Below are 17,003 nucleotides of genomic sequence, written 5' to 3' on the forward strand. Positions count from 1 at the left end.
TTATAATTCGATAAAATTTTTAAGGATCTGCGCTCCCGCAGCATGACTTTTTTCCGTGTGAAATTGAACACCAAAAAAATTTCTTCGTTCTACGGCTGATACATATTCGTAGCCAAAATCCGTACTGGCTAAAATGTCGCTGCTGTCCCCAACTTCAATGTGATAGGAATGAAGAAAATAAAATTCCTCCTTCCCATTTAAACCTTTTAAAAGCCTGCTTTCCTTTTTAATATTAATAGTATTCCACCCGGTTTGAGGAATCTTGAATCTATCTGAATGATCAATGCTGAACCTCACTACATTTCCTTTTATCCATCCAAAGCCGGTTGCATTTCCCTCTTCGCTTTTTTCCGCCATCAATTGCATTCCAAGACAAATTCCCAGTACTGGTATTTTCTTTACGACAGTCGCTTCATTCAAGGCATCGAAAGCTCCTGATAGTTTTAGATTGGTCATTGCTTTTCCAAAATGTCCAACGCCAGGAATAACGATCTTATCTGCGCTTACTATTTCAGATGGGGAAATGGCAATGAAAGGGTCTGCTTTTAATTGTTTAATTTTTTTGTAAACACTAAAAAGATTACCCATTCCATAATCAACGATTGCGATTTTCATTGACTCGCAGTTATTTGACTATAAATGTCAAGAAGCCTGGCTTTATAAGTACGTGCATTGAATTGCAGCTTGCACCATTCGTAAGCAGTGTCAGTAAAACGGTTCAGCTTCATCGGGTCTGAGTTTAATTCTTCTAACAGTTCCGCAGAAGCTTTTGCATTATTTAATGGAAAGAAATGCGCATGATTATTTGTTACTTCCCTGAACACGGGGATGTCTGAAAGTAAAACTGGTAAACCTGAAGCCATTGCTTCAATCACCGAGAGTCCAAATCCCTCATGGGAAGAAGCCTGTATAAACAGATCATATTCATTCAGGAATACATGTGGATCACTGCCTTTACCCTTCAATGTTACCGGAAGTTTTTCTTTATTAATTTTATCCTGTAAGGCAGCTTCAAGATATCCTGTCCCATAGATGTCCAGGTGTATATTTGTTAACCCCAGGTGCTTAAATATGTCAAGCAGGTAGTCGTAATTCTTTGCAGTCTTTAAATTTCCAACTGCGACACACTTTAAAAATGTCGCAGGAGATTTTTTCTTTGGCCCATCAAAAAAAACATCAGTAAGAAAATTGTACAGAACAAATTTTTTCCCGGAAAACGAAACAGATTTCAAATAATCCTGCATTACATGGTTGGATACCGCAACCAGTGAATGTCTTTTTTTTAGTGTGAGCTTTTCCAGCCACAGGCTCAGCTTGTTTTTGGAAAATGCATCCATGCTCAATTCACTGTGAAGAGTGCTCACCAGTGGTATGGTTGCAGGAACTGAAAGCCGTGCAACTAAAGTTGATATGATCAGGTGCGAATGCACAAGAAGTGGGCTTTCTGAACGGACAAGATTTCTTAGTTTAAGAATAGTTGCCGGAAGACTTGCCCAGCCTGTGTGATTGAGATTATAATACTTGATCTTTTCACTGTCAAAGATTCTCTGATCAGGCCCTTCATTCAGATAAGCAACGATATGTTCAAATTCGGGAAGGGAGTCAATTGTATTTTTTAGCAAGATCTCAGCGCCGCCAATGGAAAGACTATCTATGATATGTAACAGAGTTTCCGGCATTAATCTAAATGGTAGGCATTATTTGTAATGCCAGGCGATTGATATTGCATCCAGCCAAACATTGAACCTAAGATACATTGTATAATCATTTTTTACTTTTTTGAAAAGTAAACCATGGCATCGGGTATAAACGATTTGCTTTATATGTCACAATTATACTTATTACAAAAAAAGAAATACAGGTAGCATACGCAGCGCCAATAGCACCGAAATTCAGTATCAGTATATAATTTAATCCTGCATTGAGCAAAATATTCAGTAGAGAAAGCCAGGCAAGAAATTTTGTATTCTTAGCATAAAATATATAACTGGAAAACACAAGATAAATGCCCCAGAAAAAATAGCTCAATGCGACCCAGAACACATATTGTGTAGCCTGTGCATAACTGCTATCAACCAGCCAGGCAAAAAAAGTAGGTGTTGCTATCGTTAGGAAAACAAGGCTAAGAAAGGAGAGTCCAATAACCTGGTAACTTATTTTTATTATTTGTTTTTCCCCTACCTCAGTTGGATTTTCCAATCTTTCACTGATAAACGGGTATATGAAATTGCTGATCGCATTTACAAAAATCAGCATGACCATACCCACCTGGTAACCGATATTATAAATACCGGCCTCATCTATTGAAACCATTTTGGCGATGAAAACCCGGTCGGATTGGTTGATAACAAACTTACCGAGTGTATGCAGTATCAGCGGCAGGCCGAAACTGATTCCGGCCATAATATACCGGCGGGTGATGTTAGTTGTAAGCAACCCTCTTTTATGAAAATAATAAAAGGAAACGCCAAAGAAGATTATATTGGTAATAAGCCATGAAATCAACCGCCCCTCCCAGCTCATTTTCATGCCGGTTACCAACCAGAGTGTAAGCCCTACTTCAAGTACCAGCTTACTGATATTGAACAATGCAAAAAAACCGGGTCTTTGTTCTGTTATTGTAAATGCCAGTAATGTTTCAGTATAAATGGTAAGCAAAGCAACCAATACAGAAAGGCTAAGCCAGTAAGTTTTTTCTACCGGGATCTCAAATAAGGTTGCGATGGGCCCCGGAAATAAAAGATTGATCAGCAAAAAGAAAACGGCAGGCACAAGAGGTATTACCTGCACAGAAGAAAACAGGGAAGCAAATTCTGCCTTGTCTTTTATTTTAAAATAATCGACCGAAATAATACCGGCTGCTACTAAACCAACCAGCGGAATTAAAATGGTAACATAGCTGTTTACCATTGAAAGAATACCATACTCTCCCGGCTTAATAAAATGAGAGAGATAAGGCATAAGTAAAAAATTTACCCCAGCACCTAAAAAGCCTACCAACGTATAAACAGAAAGCTTAGCTAAATTTTTCATAAGGTTTGAATGGCTTCCAACACTCTCTCTGTTGCTTTACCATCAAATGGATAATTGTATTCTTCTAAAAAACCCTTATAGGACTCGGAATCCTTATCACATAAATTATTTTCGATCCAATATCTATATTCAGCATGAATATCCGTAATCTCATATGATTTGTGACATAAATTCCAAACAGAATAATCATCTCCAAATATCCTTGGCTTTGGATGCCATCCCAGTAGTACAACATTCTTCTTACACTGAATCATTATATTTAAGAGAGTTGAGCTGTAACCTAGTATTAGTTTTGCCTCAAGCATCAATTTTACAACATTCTCTTTTTGCAGAAGTGTTATCAAATTCGCATTTAAATTGTACCGAGTCCAATTTTCAATCTTTGAACGAGGGTGTAATTTAATATACACGGGAATATTGTTCTTAATAGCAAATTCTTCAAGTGTCCTGGCAATTTTTTCATGGAAGATATCATTCCATTCAAGTATGCCCTCTTCCAAATAAGGATGTTCCACAAAAAAAACATACTCTTCTTCAATAATTTGCCCTCTATAATATTCATCAAAAAAAGGAACCCCCTCTGTTATTATGTTTTTTTTTTCGATTATATTATAAACCAAAAAAGGGGCAACATTATTTCTATTAAATAAAATAGCATAATTGGGAGTTCGTTCTCGAAAAAGATTCTTACTCAAACAATGTATAGGTGTATCTCTCTTTAGATTAACCGGTAAAAAAAGATACTTAAAAAAAGATTTAAAGGAGTTAAGATTAAAAATTTGCGAAAAATAAAAAATCCTATTTTTTATAGCCCTAAACCCATATCTAATAATCTTTATTTTATACTTTTTAAACCAATCATTTAAATTCAATCTCTCGTTGAATCGATTAATTACTTGTTCAACAGAATTACCTACACCGTGTTCAACAAAAAAAGTGGTGATTTTTTTTTTCTGTGCTGCAATTACAAGTGAGATTTGCCACAAGTCAATTATTTCAAAAAAAATTATTTTATCAGGATCAATCTTTCGGAACAGCACGTTTGGTGTTGCTAAGTCAGACCAATAATGAATCGGAACAGTTTTGCCATTAGATACAACTAAAAATTCTTTTTGCTCTGTTTTCCCAGAGTATTTGTACTCCCAAATTATTTCCCAACTTTTAACTGAAGAATTCGCACTTATTAAATATTCAAAAAAATCGGGGCGTCCGGGATCAGCAATTAGTAAAACTCTCATTTCTGTTTTTTCTTAAAGACCCAATAAGTGACATCGTTAAACCCAGCATTATCATAAATGAATCCCCAAAGAAATCCATAATCAATAATTTCAACATCAAAATTTTGAACAAATGTTTTCCCAAAATCCGACTTAAAAAGTTTATTAGATTTCCCCCTATACTCGATCATTGTGGGTGTTGTATTAAAATATTCCGAAATAATTATGTACTTATTACTATACTGATATATCTTCTTCATGTTTTCCAATACTTCATCTGGATGTATATGTATCAATACTCCGTTAGTAAAGACCAAATCGAAATAATTTTTTTGTAAATTGGACTCAATGATTGAACCATTATATGTATATTCCAATTGATAAGTACGAGTAACAAAGTCAAATGGTTCTTTTGCAATTTCAATTATTGATTTCTTTGAACTTGGCAATACATTATTTAATAACCCAATATTTCTGCCAATATTTGAGCCACATTCCAAAATTGTTTTTATTTGGCTCTTATCTACTCCATTCAAAATCTTATTCCAGCCCTCGACTCCTAAATTAAAATCAAAATTGGAATTTCTTGTAACATATTCGTTAGTGTATTCTTTTGTCCAAAATTGCTCTTGCTCATTCATGTTAATTTGCATTTAAGATATTTTTGAAAATTTAGGGAATAGATTTGCATATGTAAAATCTCTAATAAAATTAATCAATTTATAATCACAATATTTCCTGGCAATAACTTGAAGTCCAAAAGGAAGCTTTGCTTTTTCAAAAACAGGAATATTAATTGTTGGGCAACCACACATTGTCCATATTAAACAAGTGTCGGGAGGATCAATTGCTGTATTAAAATCAGGTGCGACATTCGCTGTCGAGGGGGTAAGTATTACGTCATATTCCTCAAAGAATTTATCAAGCAATGAAGTCATATGATTTTGGGTATTTAGCGCCTCTTTATATTCATCTAAAGTAATTTTATTTCCCTCACTGACAATATCGTACATGACACTACTTATTAATGTTTTATTTTGAAACTCTTTTTTGAAATAATATGCTAGTGATTTATGATAAATTACTTGCTGAACTCTATGAGCATCATATAACAACTCCGGAATTTTTGGATAATGTATTTCGGCCAGGTTAGTTTGAGTTAAATCCAAAGTCAATTTTTTGAAATCACTCATAACCTCGTTATTAAAATTCTTAAGTACTGGATGCTGGTCTATTAAGACTCCCACCTTCCATTTCTTTTCTAGCTTTGATTGAAGTGACACATTTGAAAGCTTTTCATTTACTATAGGATAATCTAATCCTTTTACTCTAATAACATCAAACAAAAGTTCACAATCATCAATATTAGTAGCGAAAAGACCAACTGTATCAAGTGTGTCTGTTGTTTTCAACATCCCTGTTCGAGGTATCGTTCCAAAAGTTGGTTTATAACCAAACACACCGCAATAACTAGCAGGCCTTATAATAGATCCTGCAGTTTGAGTTCCAAGAGATAAAGGTATCATACCGGCTGAAACGGCTGCTGCAGATCCGCTAGAAGATGTACCCGGTGATTTATCCTGACCCCATGGATTCCGTGTTGCATTTGGTGCATGTACTGCAAATTCAGCCGTTATAGTTTTGCCAGCTATAACGCCACCGTTAAATTTGATATCATGAACTACTCTTGCATCATTACCCGGTGTAAATCCTTCCCATATAGGGCTTCCCATTGAAGTCGGCATATCAATGGTGTTGAAAATATCTTTCACTCCAACTGGAATGGCTAATAATTTATCGAAGACTAAACCAGTGTCATCTAATGTTTCTGCAACCTTTTTTTTCCAATTCGCTATATCCAAATATTCCCAGGCATTTATTTTAGCTTCCTTCGTTTTACAATTCTCTATAAATTCAAAATTCCATTTTATTAAATCAATTTCCCCTTTTTTATAAAGCTCATGAGCTTCTTGAATTGTGTATCTCTGATTAGTCATCCTAGAATTTATTTAAATATGTTACATTCAGTACATGCATTAGATAAATTAACACCCATGGTTTTTTCCCTATGGCCTTTCATAATTTCAAAAAACTCCTGCTCAGTCAAACCGGTTTTTTCTAGATACCAATCTAAAATTTCCGGCTTTTGAGTATCATATTTCTTTGCTAACTCAAACCCCTCCTCTCTAGTTAATAAACCAGCTCTAACATCTCTGCTTGCATGATCAGTCCCACGACCAAATCCTCTTTTTAAAAATTTAGTATAATCATGCAACCCTGTCATCTTGCACTCAACACTTTTAAATCTTTTATAAGTCCCTTCAACAGTTAGCTCTTGCCAGCCATATTTGTCTCTCATAAACTCCATTTGTCTTTCATCATCCCAAAAAATATAGTCACCAAGATGAATGCCCTTAATACCCACCCTTTCAATATCGTTATAAGAAGGCAATACAAAAGGACTTACTTCTTCAATAGTTATATTCTTTCCTACCATTTCTTCTGCATAAAACCTAGCAGAAATTTTGGTAAAATAATCCCTATCAAATTTAATAGGCTCTTCGTAGGTAGCCCTTCCATCACTTTCTGATACTGACTCACCCCATACTAATAATGGAATTTCATAAAAAACAGCAGCTTTTAATGGAAAGGCCCCAACACCTGCATGACAATGCCAACATGAATCTCCAATCTTATAAAGAGATTCTCTTGCTAGCTTATTAATAGTATTATGGTTTGGTGTAAACATAATGTGATCAACATTAAATTTCTCCAGGCACATTTGCAAATTCTTTTTCCCGATATCCGAATACCAGTTGTGACTAAAGGTAACCGCAAGGCATCTCATTTTATAAACCTGTGTAAGTATATGTAATTGAAATGCGCTGTCCTTTCCTCCACTTATAGGTACTATAACATCATATCCACTTTTGCTTTTTCCCCTATTCTCTTCTAGGATTTTTCGCAGCATTTTTTCTCTTTCAATCCAGTTAATGTGAATTTTCTGCTCAGAGGATCTACAAGGCTGGCAAATACCCATTTCATCAAATTGTAAACCTTCGGCTGTTACAGGCATACAACATCTCACACAGTATTGCACATTGGGCAAAAGTGGTTTTCCATAATCGTTATCCATAGATCATATTTAAAATGAATAATTAATGTATTAGGGTTAAAATTAAAGCACAATTATACCAAATTGAAAATTTTCCCAGGAATTTCATAAGGTTGTAATAGCATTCAATATCCGTCGGGTTGCGTTGCCATCAAATGGAAAATTAAACTCATTCAGATATCGTTGATAATATTCCGTATTCAAAACGGACAGGTTATTTGTAAGCCAGTATTTGAATTTTGAATTTAAATCCTCCGGAAAAAGAGAGATATGGCATAAACCAGTTTCCCCGAAATTATTTCCAAATATCCTTGGCTCAGGATGCCAGCCAAGTAGTACAATATTTTTCTGAGCACAAATAAACCCATTCATTAAAGAAGAACTGAACCCGAGTATAAGTTTGCTTGAAAGAAATAAATCTGTAAAGTTTCCAAATTGAATAATTTTTACATACTCTCCCTCTATATTCCATTTATGCCAACGCCTAATATCTGATCTTGGATGCAGCTTTATATAAAGTAATTGCTTGTTCATATTTGCAAATGCCTGAAGCGATTGAGCAATATACCGATGATGTTCTTCCGTCCAATTCAGCAGGTTTTCTTCAATATATGCATGTTCAATATAAACAATATGATCAGTCTGTTTTAAATCAGATTTATGAAAATACTCATCAAAAAAAGGCAGCCCGGTAAATACCGCATCCTTTTCTTCTATGCCTGTGTATAATTTATACTCATAGAAATTTATTTTATTAAATACGATTGAATAATCCGGAACCCGTTCGGGAAATTGGATACGATGTAAGGTTTTATTGGGTGTTTGCTTTAGCATGGCAAAAGGCAATGACCAGTATGCCAACAGGTTTTTAAAAATTTTAAAGCCAAATAAATTTGAATAGTAAAAAAATTTTGATTGTATAACTTTTAAGGAAGAAGTGGTTACTCTTTTGAACAAATAAGGAATACGCTCCCTACGTATAAACCCTGGAACCTCTAGTCGTTCTATTGCTGTTTCTTTACTTCCTGCTGCTCCATGCTCCAGGTAAAAAGTTCTTACCTTCTTAAATTTTGCTTTTACAATTAAAGCAATTTGTCGCTGATCGATAATTTCAAAAAAAATGATCCTGTCGGGCTGGATCTTTTTTAATAATGAGCCCGGTGTAATAAATTGGCTCCAGTAATATACTTCTTTAAAAAAAGTGGGAATCCTGATTCTGGATTCCTCTGCTTGCCTGGCTGTTTCGTGCCATAATAAGAGATAATCATTTTTTGTGTCCTTCTCGAGATAAATATAAAAATCTATTCGTTCGGGTGGTACAATAACCAGAATCTTCATCTTTAATATTTGTATCCTTTGCCAATTAAAATATATTGTTCTTCACGATCAGTACTCTCTCCTTTACCTGTTAACTTAAACGGTGAGTATGTTTCTATCTGTGATAAAGCAATCTGTTGATCACCCTGAACCTCCATTTGTTTAAGCAAATCTTCCTTCAATTCCCATTCCCAATTTTCATTCCGATGCCAAAACTGATGATTCCTGTGCTGATCAATTAAATAATGAAAGCTGTTTTCAGTAATCCCCAGCCATTTTAAAAACAACTCAAGATGCCGGACAGGTTTATTGCAAAACTCTTTTACCAATTTAGTCCCCTGTTCTCTCGTCATCCTTCTTAACCGTATTTCCCTTGTTGCATGATCCGTTACTTTCCCATATCCATGTTTGATGTACTTGATATAATCATGTACATCAGAATAAATAAAACAGTCAACATCATTGTACCTATCAAAAGTCCGGGATTGCTCGCCAGTCTTATATTCAAATTCGTTAATCATTTTTTCATGTTGTGCACGGGAATCCCATCGTATATAATTATTCAGGTAAATACCCCTGATACCCACACGTTCGAGTTCCTTGTCATCCGGGTATTTAAATTGTGTTATATCATTTTCATTTATGCCATCAAAATCATCTATGAGATCTTCTGCTTCATATCCCATCAAATCATGTTCCTTCCTATATTTCCTTGTCATTTCTACTTCATCCAAATGCGAAAACATTCCAACCTGGTCTACTCCCTGCTGAGCTCCCCATATTATCAACGGGATTTTAAACTTAACAGCTACCTGTACCGGGTAAACTGTTTGCCCGGCCAGACAGTGCCAGTAAATACTTCCCATTTTCCGAACGGTGGCCCTTGTAATTTTTTTTACTGTTTCCGGATTTACTGTGAGGGTCATAATATCACAGTCAAACCGTATGCGGAGATTAGCAAGATTTCTTATTCCTTCAGCTGTATTATATTGCTTATTGTAGGTAACAAGCAGTGGATTCATTCCATATACATTCTTAACAGTGTGTACAATAAAGTAAGAATCTCTTGCCCCACTTACCGGAATAATACAATCATAATTGGTTCCCGATAGGTTTTTGTAAGCTGTAAGAATTTTTTTCAACTTTTCACCCCGTGGTTTCCAATCCAGAGAATCTTTTTCCTCATGAACCCTGCATCCGCTACAAACACCTTCTTCATCAAACGTAATGTTCAAAGGATGATTTTCCGGGTAAAGACATCTTTTACAATATCTCATATTATTTCCTTCTCTATTCTTAAAAACAGCATCTCTTCTAATGCAGTGTCGGCTTTTTTTAATAACCTGTAATCGTTATCGAGGCTATTGTCTCCATAATCAGCATGGGTTTCCAGTCTTATTGGAATTGATTGAATAATACTTGCTTTAGTAATATTTACACTATGTTCTGTAAAGTGAAAAAAATTAGCAGCACTCGCAGCACTTACATTTGTCTCAGCAAATACCTGCACAAAATCGGCGGCGTTTTTAGCTCCGCCACAGCAAATTACCGGCACAGTAACTTCATTGCAAACAGCATTTATTAATGAAATATCATAACCAGTATATGATCCATCCTTATCTACCGAGTTGACAAGAATTTCACCTGCCCCCATTGATTGTACCTCTTTAGCCAGCTGACCCGGTGATTTATCAAGTATTAACTTATTTACATAATCATACACCCTGTATCCCTTTTCTGTTTTTACAGCATCGATACTAACAAGCACACACTGATCGCCAAACAATAAAGCAGCATCAGTTATCAGTCGGGGTTTGACTAATGCAGAATGGTTTAATGAAATTTTATCAGCACCGCAATGCATCAGTTCTTTAATATGATCAACGCAAGTAATTCCACCGCCTACAGTAAGAGGAACATAACATTTCGCCGAAGCTTTTTTTATCATTTCAAAATCAGGTTCTTTATTATTCCTACTGGCTGAAATATCAAGTAATATAATTTCGTCAATCCCCCATTGATTTAAAAACTCAACAGCGATAGGCGGTTTTCCGACCGGAAGGTATTTTTTGAAATTGATACTTTGAACGACAATCCCATTTGATACCACCAGTGTTGCAGCTACCCTTTTTTTTAGCATTGTTAGATAGAATTAAAAAAACTTCTGAACAGTTTTAGCCCGCTGGTCTGGCTCTTTTCAGGATGAAACTGAACTCCAAAAATATTTTCCTTTTGTACTGCCGCTGTTACTTTAATACCATAGTCTGCATAAGCTGCTACGTATTTATCAGGGCAACTGAAATAATAACTATGATCAAAATAAAAATTCACCTCTTCGGTGTTTCTACTGAATAGCGGATCTTTCCGGTTTAATTTTACATTATTCCAGCCGACATGCGGCACTGCATACTCTTTCGGCAACTCAAGTTTTCTTACCCTCCCCTCTATCCAATTAAGCCCGGTATGTAATCCGTTTTCTTCCGATTCAGTAGCCAGCAACTGCATACCGACACATATTCCCAGTATAGGTTTCTTTTTTACCAGCACCACTTCATTAAGTATGATATCAAGATTGCGTTCTTTTAAATTATTTGCACAGGCTTCAAATGCACCAACACCTGGAAGTATCAATGCATCTGCCTCGTTGATCAGCTTTTCCTGGTCAGAGATTTTTAGCCTCCGGTAACCAAGTGAATGAATAGCATTACTTACAGAATGGGTATTGCCAACCCCATAATCAATAATTACAATATTTGGATTCGTCATGATCCTGTTCCTACTTCAAATTTTGGCTTATATTTTCCTAATCCTTCTTTAACAAACAAATCAGTGTTAACTGATTTATCAACCTGCCTCCAGAATTCTTCCACGGTTATTCCAATATAATTTGAAAAACTTTTTATATAGGCAGGTGAACATGTACCGTCATATTTTTTATTCAATTCAATTCCTTCTTCTCTTGTCATCCTTTCGTTCCGTATATCTTCATTTACATAATCTGCTATTCGTCCAAAACCATATTTAAGATATTTGATCATCTGATTCAATGTGACCCAATCCTCATCAAGAGAAGTTATACCAAGCGGGTCTCCAATTTCCCAGGGTTTTTCATTTCGTATTTCAAGTCCACGTAATGTTGAAAAATTTCCATTATCAACTAATGACCAATCTTTCCAGAAATAGCCCAGAAAGGTTATTCGAAGGTTCGCATCTTCCATTTCCTTTTCAGAAGGGTAGATATATTGAAGAATATCGTTGCGTTTAACCTCATCACTTAACAGCCATGTTATATCCCCACCTCCCAGCGTATTCATTTCCCTTAAATTATTTCCATCACTTCCACTTTTACCCATTACATTCAAATCACCTAACTGCAACGCAACATTTTCGCCCCACCATATCAGCGGAATTTGATAAGCAATTGCCAGTCTCGGTACACTGCTGAATAAAGCCAGTTCAGTAGGCTTTGCCCAATTAGTAAATTGTAAAAATGCCTTGCGCATCAGCTTGCGCCAGGTTTGTGGGGAAGGGTTAATTGAAATGCAATCAAATCCATGATTGATCATGTTAGACACATTATCCACTCCTCGTTGTGTTACTTGTTCGGGCGGATAGCCCAAAGAAACAAGCAGCGGGTTCATTTTTAGAACATCCTTTACATAAATTGCCTGCCGGGTGCTATCCTTACCACCACTTACTCCAATAATACAATCATAGCCTGAATGATTATTAGCCCTGCCAAAAGCAACAATCTGTTCCAGTTCCTTCTTTCTTTCTTCCCAATCTACATCCTGCAAACTCGAGTGATAATTACAAGCAGGACATATTCCATTTTCGTCAAACTTAATTCCTGGACGGGTGTCGGTCTGTAAACATTTTTTACAATACTTCATCGCTTATTCAATATTCCGAATTCAATGATATCATGATAAACTCCATTTTTAAACAACGCCTCTTTTCTTATACCTTCTTTTTCCATCTTTAATTTTTCGGCCAGTTTTTGCATGCCACTATTATCTGAAGATGTCCCACAATATATTTTATGAAGATTCAAAGATTCAAATCCATGATTGATCAGCAGCTCACCCGCTTCCAACATCACTCCCTTTCCCCAAAAATCTTTTTCGCCCAATAAAAAAGCAATTTCTGCATTTCTATCAATCCAGTTGATATTTTGCAAACTGATGTTCCCGATATGTTTTTCAGTTTTAGTATCAATTACTGCCAATACCAACGATGTGTTTGATTGCAGTGCTGCCTGAACAAAGTTCAATAATTTTTCGGGTGTCATTGGAAACCTGCCATGAGAATTATATTGAACGATCTCAGGATCATTCAGCCAATACCTGTAATTGCCTTCTATATCTTTTTCAGATAAAGGCCGGAGACTTATTGTTCCGCCTTTTAAAAAAATATCTTTTTGAAGGTTCATAATATTGCTTTTAGTTTTTGAACCAGTGTTTCGGGATAGGCTATTTCCCCAACATTCATCCCGGCTAAAGGATCTTTTACTCTGTCATTGATAAAAAACCGGATAACAGGCCTGTTTATTATACCCGCTTCAATTAAAAGGCTTGAGAAGAAGCCAATAACGACATCTGCATAATAAATGATCATATTGACATCCGTTCCTGCAGGTAAAATTCTCATCTCATTTCCCCCTAATGATTCAAGCATTTCCACATTTTGGTTAGGGTGAGGATTTAACAAAAAGTAAAATTTATCACCCAGCTCCTTTATTGTTTTTACAAGAATTTTCGTTGCCATTATTTCATCAAATCCAAATGTGTTTATACCATCAACATTTGACAATGGGTCGGGAGCATATAAAACTATTTTTTTCTGTAAATCATCTAGCCCTAGCTTCTGAAACAGTTCTGCCTTTGTAAGTACCGGTTTCCAATTTTTTAAAAAATTATGATAGGGGTTTCCAAAAACGATCAGCTTGTCTTCGTCAATCCCGTTTCCGATGGCAAGTTGTTTTGCTTTCTCATCAATTACCAGGATTTTATCCGGCAGATATTCCTTTCCATTCCTTTGAAAACGTTCCCTAATATTAGTCCAGTGATCAACAAAAGCAAAAGAGTAGATAGACAACTCTTTTGCGGCTTTTATATATTCAAGCTCAACTGAGGAAGTGTAGGATGTGCCTGTAAATAAAAAATCTGGTTTAAATACAACAAGTTCTGCTGCTGCATTGCTGGGGGCGTTATTTACCGGAACTAAAAAGTCATTAAAGAAATTATATTGCCTGTCGGAAACTATTCTGAACTCCTGTAATGAATCTTTCAATGATTCTGCCAACGTAAGGACTGGCTTAGCCCCCCCGGGATCACTAAATACAAAAAACCCTTTTCCGGTTAGCTGGGTAAGGCTCACTTTAGTTCATTAACATTTTCAAATATCTTTTCCATCGCATTCACCACATCCATCATATCATTCTTTGTCATTCCCGGCCGCATATATTCATGTGTAAACAATACTTCGAAATGCATTTTTTCAGTAACCGGGCAAATACCTAAGCTATAATCCACTTTTTCTTTATATAAAGCCGGGTGATAAGCCCAGGCAGCTTCTTGCTGATAAATAGGTTGGAGATAAAGGGGTTTAACATACCCGGCTCCAATTAAAGGTGCTGTTTCTCTCAAAACTGCAGAAGGTATTTCTGCGTTTAAAGCATTCACAAATTTGTCCCGATGAATACCTGAGATTTCCTTATTAAATTTTACAGGGTACACATAATAAGTATTAACTGATCCATCTGTAAGCATGGGCAATATTTCAAAAGCGGGAAAGGCTGTAAGTTTTTCATTCAGAAAGGCAACATTATCTAACCGCTGTTGTAGCAGTGTTGGTAATTTCTTTAATTGCTCGCCGCCGATAGCACATTCTATTTCTGTCATCCTGTAATTATAGCCAATCAGGTTGGTAAGGTCTTTTTCCCCTCTCGGTGCCGTTACATTCTCTGCATGGTTCCGGATCATTTGGCATCTGTCTGCCAACACTGAATTATTAGTAGTAATAACACCTCCTTCACCTGTATGAATATGTTTATGATAGTTAAGACTGAAAATTCCAAGGTCTCCGATTGTCCCCACTGGCCGACCTTTATATTTTCCTAATGGCGCCTGCGCACAATCTTCAATCACGTACAGATTGTGCTTCTTCGCAAGTGCCATGATGTTATCCATATCAGCAGGATGTCCAAAAATGTGAACCACCAGTATTGCTTTTGTACGAGGAGTGATCTTCGCTTCAATACTTTTTGGATCCATGCAAAATGTTTTCGGATCAATGTCAGCGAAAACAGGAATGCCCCCATAAACTAATGGAGCAATTGCACTGGCAGACATCGTATAAGGAGAAACAATTACTTCATCACCTGGCTGAATACCTATGGCGCCGATTGCAGTAAATAATCCTGATGTATTTGAGTTGACAGTGACAGAATGTTTTACTCCAATAGCCTGGCTCCATTGTTCTTCAAAAGCCCTTACTGTAGGTCCGCCTAAAAAATCATGTGTCCATGCGCCAAGGTATTGTGAAAGATTACCCGAATCCATCACTTTCATTACTGCCTTTTTTTCTTCATCACCAATCGTGTTATATGCGGGGAACAATTTTGTACGTATAGGTGTACCACCGTTTATTGCGAGTTTCTTTGACATAACAATTTTATTTTTCAAATAATTTCACAATCCGGCTATTTAGCGCAACAGATTGCTGAAAATTATCCGGCTCCTTTTTATTTGCGAGTAACCGTAACCCCTGCCCCACCACTGGCAACATATATTGCGATAGTATATTTGATTGCCGGAGTTTTTTAATCTCCACGAGTGCTTTATCTGTTTTGCCAGGTTTGTAAAACCGGATCTCATCGCCACTGTGACAGATAACTATTTTTTCATCCGGATAAAATAGTTCGATCTCAAACTGGGGATAAGCTGCTTCAGTAATTCCAAGTATCGTAACGGGGCAACCTGCGAAATTACAGGAACCCGAAACTGTAGGATCATACTTGAATGCATCGAATATCTTTTTTTGTACTTTAAATCCGTCAAACAAAAATGGCTTATCAAATAAGAACTCCAGCAGATCAAAGGCATGACTCCCGTTATTGAGAATACCACGTTGATATTTTATATTAATTCCTTTGCAGGAATTTTTCCTGGATATTAAAGCAATTCTTTTTTTCAATTTGTGATAAGCAGGCTGAAAGCGACGGATATAATTTACCAAAATCTTGCTTTTAGATTTACGATACAGCTTCGATAACTCTAATAGTTCCTTATTATTAGCAGCAACAGGTTTCTCACAAATAATTAAAGGAATATTTTGTTCCATTAATTTTTTCAGGTAACTGAAATGTGTGGGTGTGGGTGTGGTAAGACTCACAATATCATATTCACGGAAATCTGTTTCATCAGAAAGCTTGAGAACAATTACATTATATTTTCCTACAATCTTTTTTACCTTCTGTTCATCCGCATCGGCTATAGAGAATTCAATTCCTTTTGTTTTGGAAAAAGCTTTGGCATGTGTCCATATTTTTACCGGATCACTCAGATCATACATGGCGCCGATATTGCCACAACCTAATATAAGAGCAGTATAAGCCAGCTTCTATTTTTTTTCTAAGAAGGAATATTTTATTTCGGCGACTTTCCAGTCTTCTTCATTATCTATATCCTGAACTTCTGATTCAGGCACTTCAAGTGCATAAGTATTGTTTGTCACCAGGCTTTTTGATTCAAGAAAATTTTTTATATCAAAAAAATAGAATTGTCCGCAATCATGAAATGATGGAGGAAGATCCTGTGATCGCTTACTGGCGTTTTCCGGCCAATTATACGCCAGCTTTCCATCTTCCATTTTGAATGAACGCCAGATTGGGAAACTAAAACGTGTAACAGGTATTACCGAATCAGCATTATTTTTAACCAGCAACTCAAAAGCTTTTTTTAACTTCTCTGCTGTTACAAATGGAGCGGTAGGATAGATACAGCAGCCATAATCAAAATTAGTTCGTGCTGATTTGTATTTTAACAATACTTCGTTAAGTACCTCTGCAGTTGTTGCAAAATCATTCGATGTATCTGCTGACCTCAAAAACGGTATTTCCGCTCCAGCCTTTTTTGCTACTTCGGCAATTTCATCATCATCTGTAGATACCATCACTGTATTAAAAATGCCGGATGACAAAGCAGCATCAATTGAATATTGAATAATGGGTTTGCCGGAAAAATTTTTAATGTTTTTTCGGGGAATTCTTTTACTGCCACCCCTTGCCGTAATTATTGCTACTGATTTATACATCTTCT

At 36.1% G+C, this 17,003-nt stretch carries 17 protein-coding genes; all 17 read right to left on the reverse strand.

Annotation, left to right across the window (positions count from 1 at the left end; all coding sequences use genetic code 11):
- On the reverse strand, positions 1 to 615 hold the full coding sequence (hisH, locus tag E6H07_03190; GenBank protein ID TMI64936.1) for an imidazole glycerol phosphate synthase subunit HisH: 615 nt from the start codon (positions 613 to 615) through the stop codon (positions 1 to 3).
- Entirely contained in the window at positions 612 to 1,679 is a 1,068-nt protein-coding gene (locus E6H07_03195; protein TMI64937.1) for a glycosyltransferase, read from the reverse strand. Before E6H07_03195 ends, hisH (E6H07_03190) begins: the two co-directional genes overlap by 4 nt.
- A gap of 85 nt (positions 1,680 to 1,764) precedes the next feature.
- The gene (locus E6H07_03200; protein TMI64938.1) at positions 1,765 to 3,033 is read right to left on the reverse strand and encodes a hypothetical protein; all 1,269 of its coding nucleotides are present in this window, start codon (positions 3,031 to 3,033) and stop codon (positions 1,765 to 1,767) included.
- Entirely contained in the window at positions 3,030 to 4,271 is a 1,242-nt protein-coding gene (locus tag E6H07_03205; GenBank protein ID TMI64939.1) for a hypothetical protein, read from the reverse strand. The genes E6H07_03200 and E6H07_03205 overlap by 4 nt, the downstream gene beginning before the upstream one ends.
- Positions 4,268 to 4,903, reverse strand: a complete 636-nt coding sequence (locus E6H07_03210; GenBank protein TMI64940.1) for a hypothetical protein — start codon at positions 4,901 to 4,903, stop codon at positions 4,268 to 4,270. The genes E6H07_03205 and E6H07_03210 overlap by 4 nt, the downstream gene beginning before the upstream one ends.
- On the reverse strand, positions 4,904 to 6,247 hold the full coding sequence (locus E6H07_03215) for an amidase (protein ID TMI64941.1): 1,344 nt from the start codon (positions 6,245 to 6,247) through the stop codon (positions 4,904 to 4,906). It abuts the gene before it with no gap.
- An 8-nt stretch (positions 6,248 to 6,255) separates the two neighbouring features.
- Positions 6,256 to 7,386, reverse strand: a complete 1,131-nt coding sequence (locus E6H07_03220) for an N-acetyl sugar amidotransferase (GenBank protein ID TMI64942.1) — start codon at positions 7,384 to 7,386, stop codon at positions 6,256 to 6,258.
- Between the two features lie 84 nt (positions 7,387 to 7,470).
- Positions 7,471 to 8,703: a hypothetical protein gene (locus tag E6H07_03225; GenBank protein ID TMI64943.1), complete on the reverse strand. Its 1,233-nt coding sequence runs from the start codon at positions 8,701 to 8,703 to the stop codon at positions 7,471 to 7,473.
- A 2-nt stretch (positions 8,704 to 8,705) separates the two neighbouring features.
- Entirely contained in the window at positions 8,706 to 9,959 is a 1,254-nt protein-coding gene (locus E6H07_03230) for an N-acetyl sugar amidotransferase (protein TMI64944.1), read from the reverse strand.
- Entirely contained in the window at positions 9,956 to 10,822 is an 867-nt protein-coding gene (hisF, locus tag E6H07_03235) for an imidazole glycerol phosphate synthase subunit HisF (GenBank protein ID TMI64945.1), read from the reverse strand. Before hisF ends, E6H07_03230 begins: the two co-directional genes overlap by 4 nt.
- Before the next feature lie 2 nt (positions 10,823 to 10,824).
- The gene (gene hisH / locus E6H07_03240) at positions 10,825 to 11,448 is read right to left on the reverse strand and encodes an imidazole glycerol phosphate synthase subunit HisH (GenBank protein ID TMI64946.1); all 624 of its coding nucleotides are present in this window, start codon (positions 11,446 to 11,448) and stop codon (positions 10,825 to 10,827) included.
- Positions 11,445 to 12,575, reverse strand: coding sequence for an N-acetyl sugar amidotransferase (locus E6H07_03245; GenBank protein ID TMI64947.1), 1,131 nt, complete (start codon positions 12,573 to 12,575; stop codon positions 11,445 to 11,447). The genes hisH (E6H07_03240) and E6H07_03245 overlap by 4 nt, the downstream gene beginning before the upstream one ends.
- Complete coding sequence (locus E6H07_03250) at positions 12,572 to 13,114, reverse strand: GNAT family N-acetyltransferase (protein ID TMI64948.1); 543 nt, start codon at positions 13,112 to 13,114, stop codon at positions 12,572 to 12,574. The genes E6H07_03245 and E6H07_03250 overlap by 4 nt, the downstream gene beginning before the upstream one ends.
- On the reverse strand, positions 13,111 to 14,061 hold the full coding sequence (locus E6H07_03255; protein TMI64949.1) for a hypothetical protein: 951 nt from the start codon (positions 14,059 to 14,061) through the stop codon (positions 13,111 to 13,113). Before E6H07_03255 ends, E6H07_03250 begins: the two co-directional genes overlap by 4 nt.
- Positions 14,058 to 15,350 (reverse strand): DegT/DnrJ/EryC1/StrS family aminotransferase, encoded by a 1,293-nt coding sequence (locus tag E6H07_03260; GenBank protein TMI64950.1) that lies wholly within the window; start codon positions 15,348 to 15,350, stop codon positions 14,058 to 14,060. Before E6H07_03260 ends, E6H07_03255 begins: the two co-directional genes overlap by 4 nt.
- 7 nt (positions 15,351 to 15,357) lie before the next feature.
- Positions 15,358 to 16,257, reverse strand: coding sequence for a Gfo/Idh/MocA family oxidoreductase (locus tag E6H07_03265; protein ID TMI64951.1), 900 nt, complete (start codon positions 16,255 to 16,257; stop codon positions 15,358 to 15,360).
- Between the two features lie 48 nt (positions 16,258 to 16,305).
- Positions 16,306 to 16,998, reverse strand: a complete 693-nt coding sequence (pseF, locus tag E6H07_03270) for a pseudaminic acid cytidylyltransferase (GenBank protein ID TMI64952.1) — start codon at positions 16,996 to 16,998, stop codon at positions 16,306 to 16,308.
- Positions 16,999 to 17,003: the final 5 nt, after the last annotated feature.

Source organism: Bacteroidota bacterium, from assembly GCA_005882315.1.
Lineage (GTDB): Bacteria > Bacteroidota > Bacteroidia > Chitinophagales > Chitinophagaceae > VBAR01.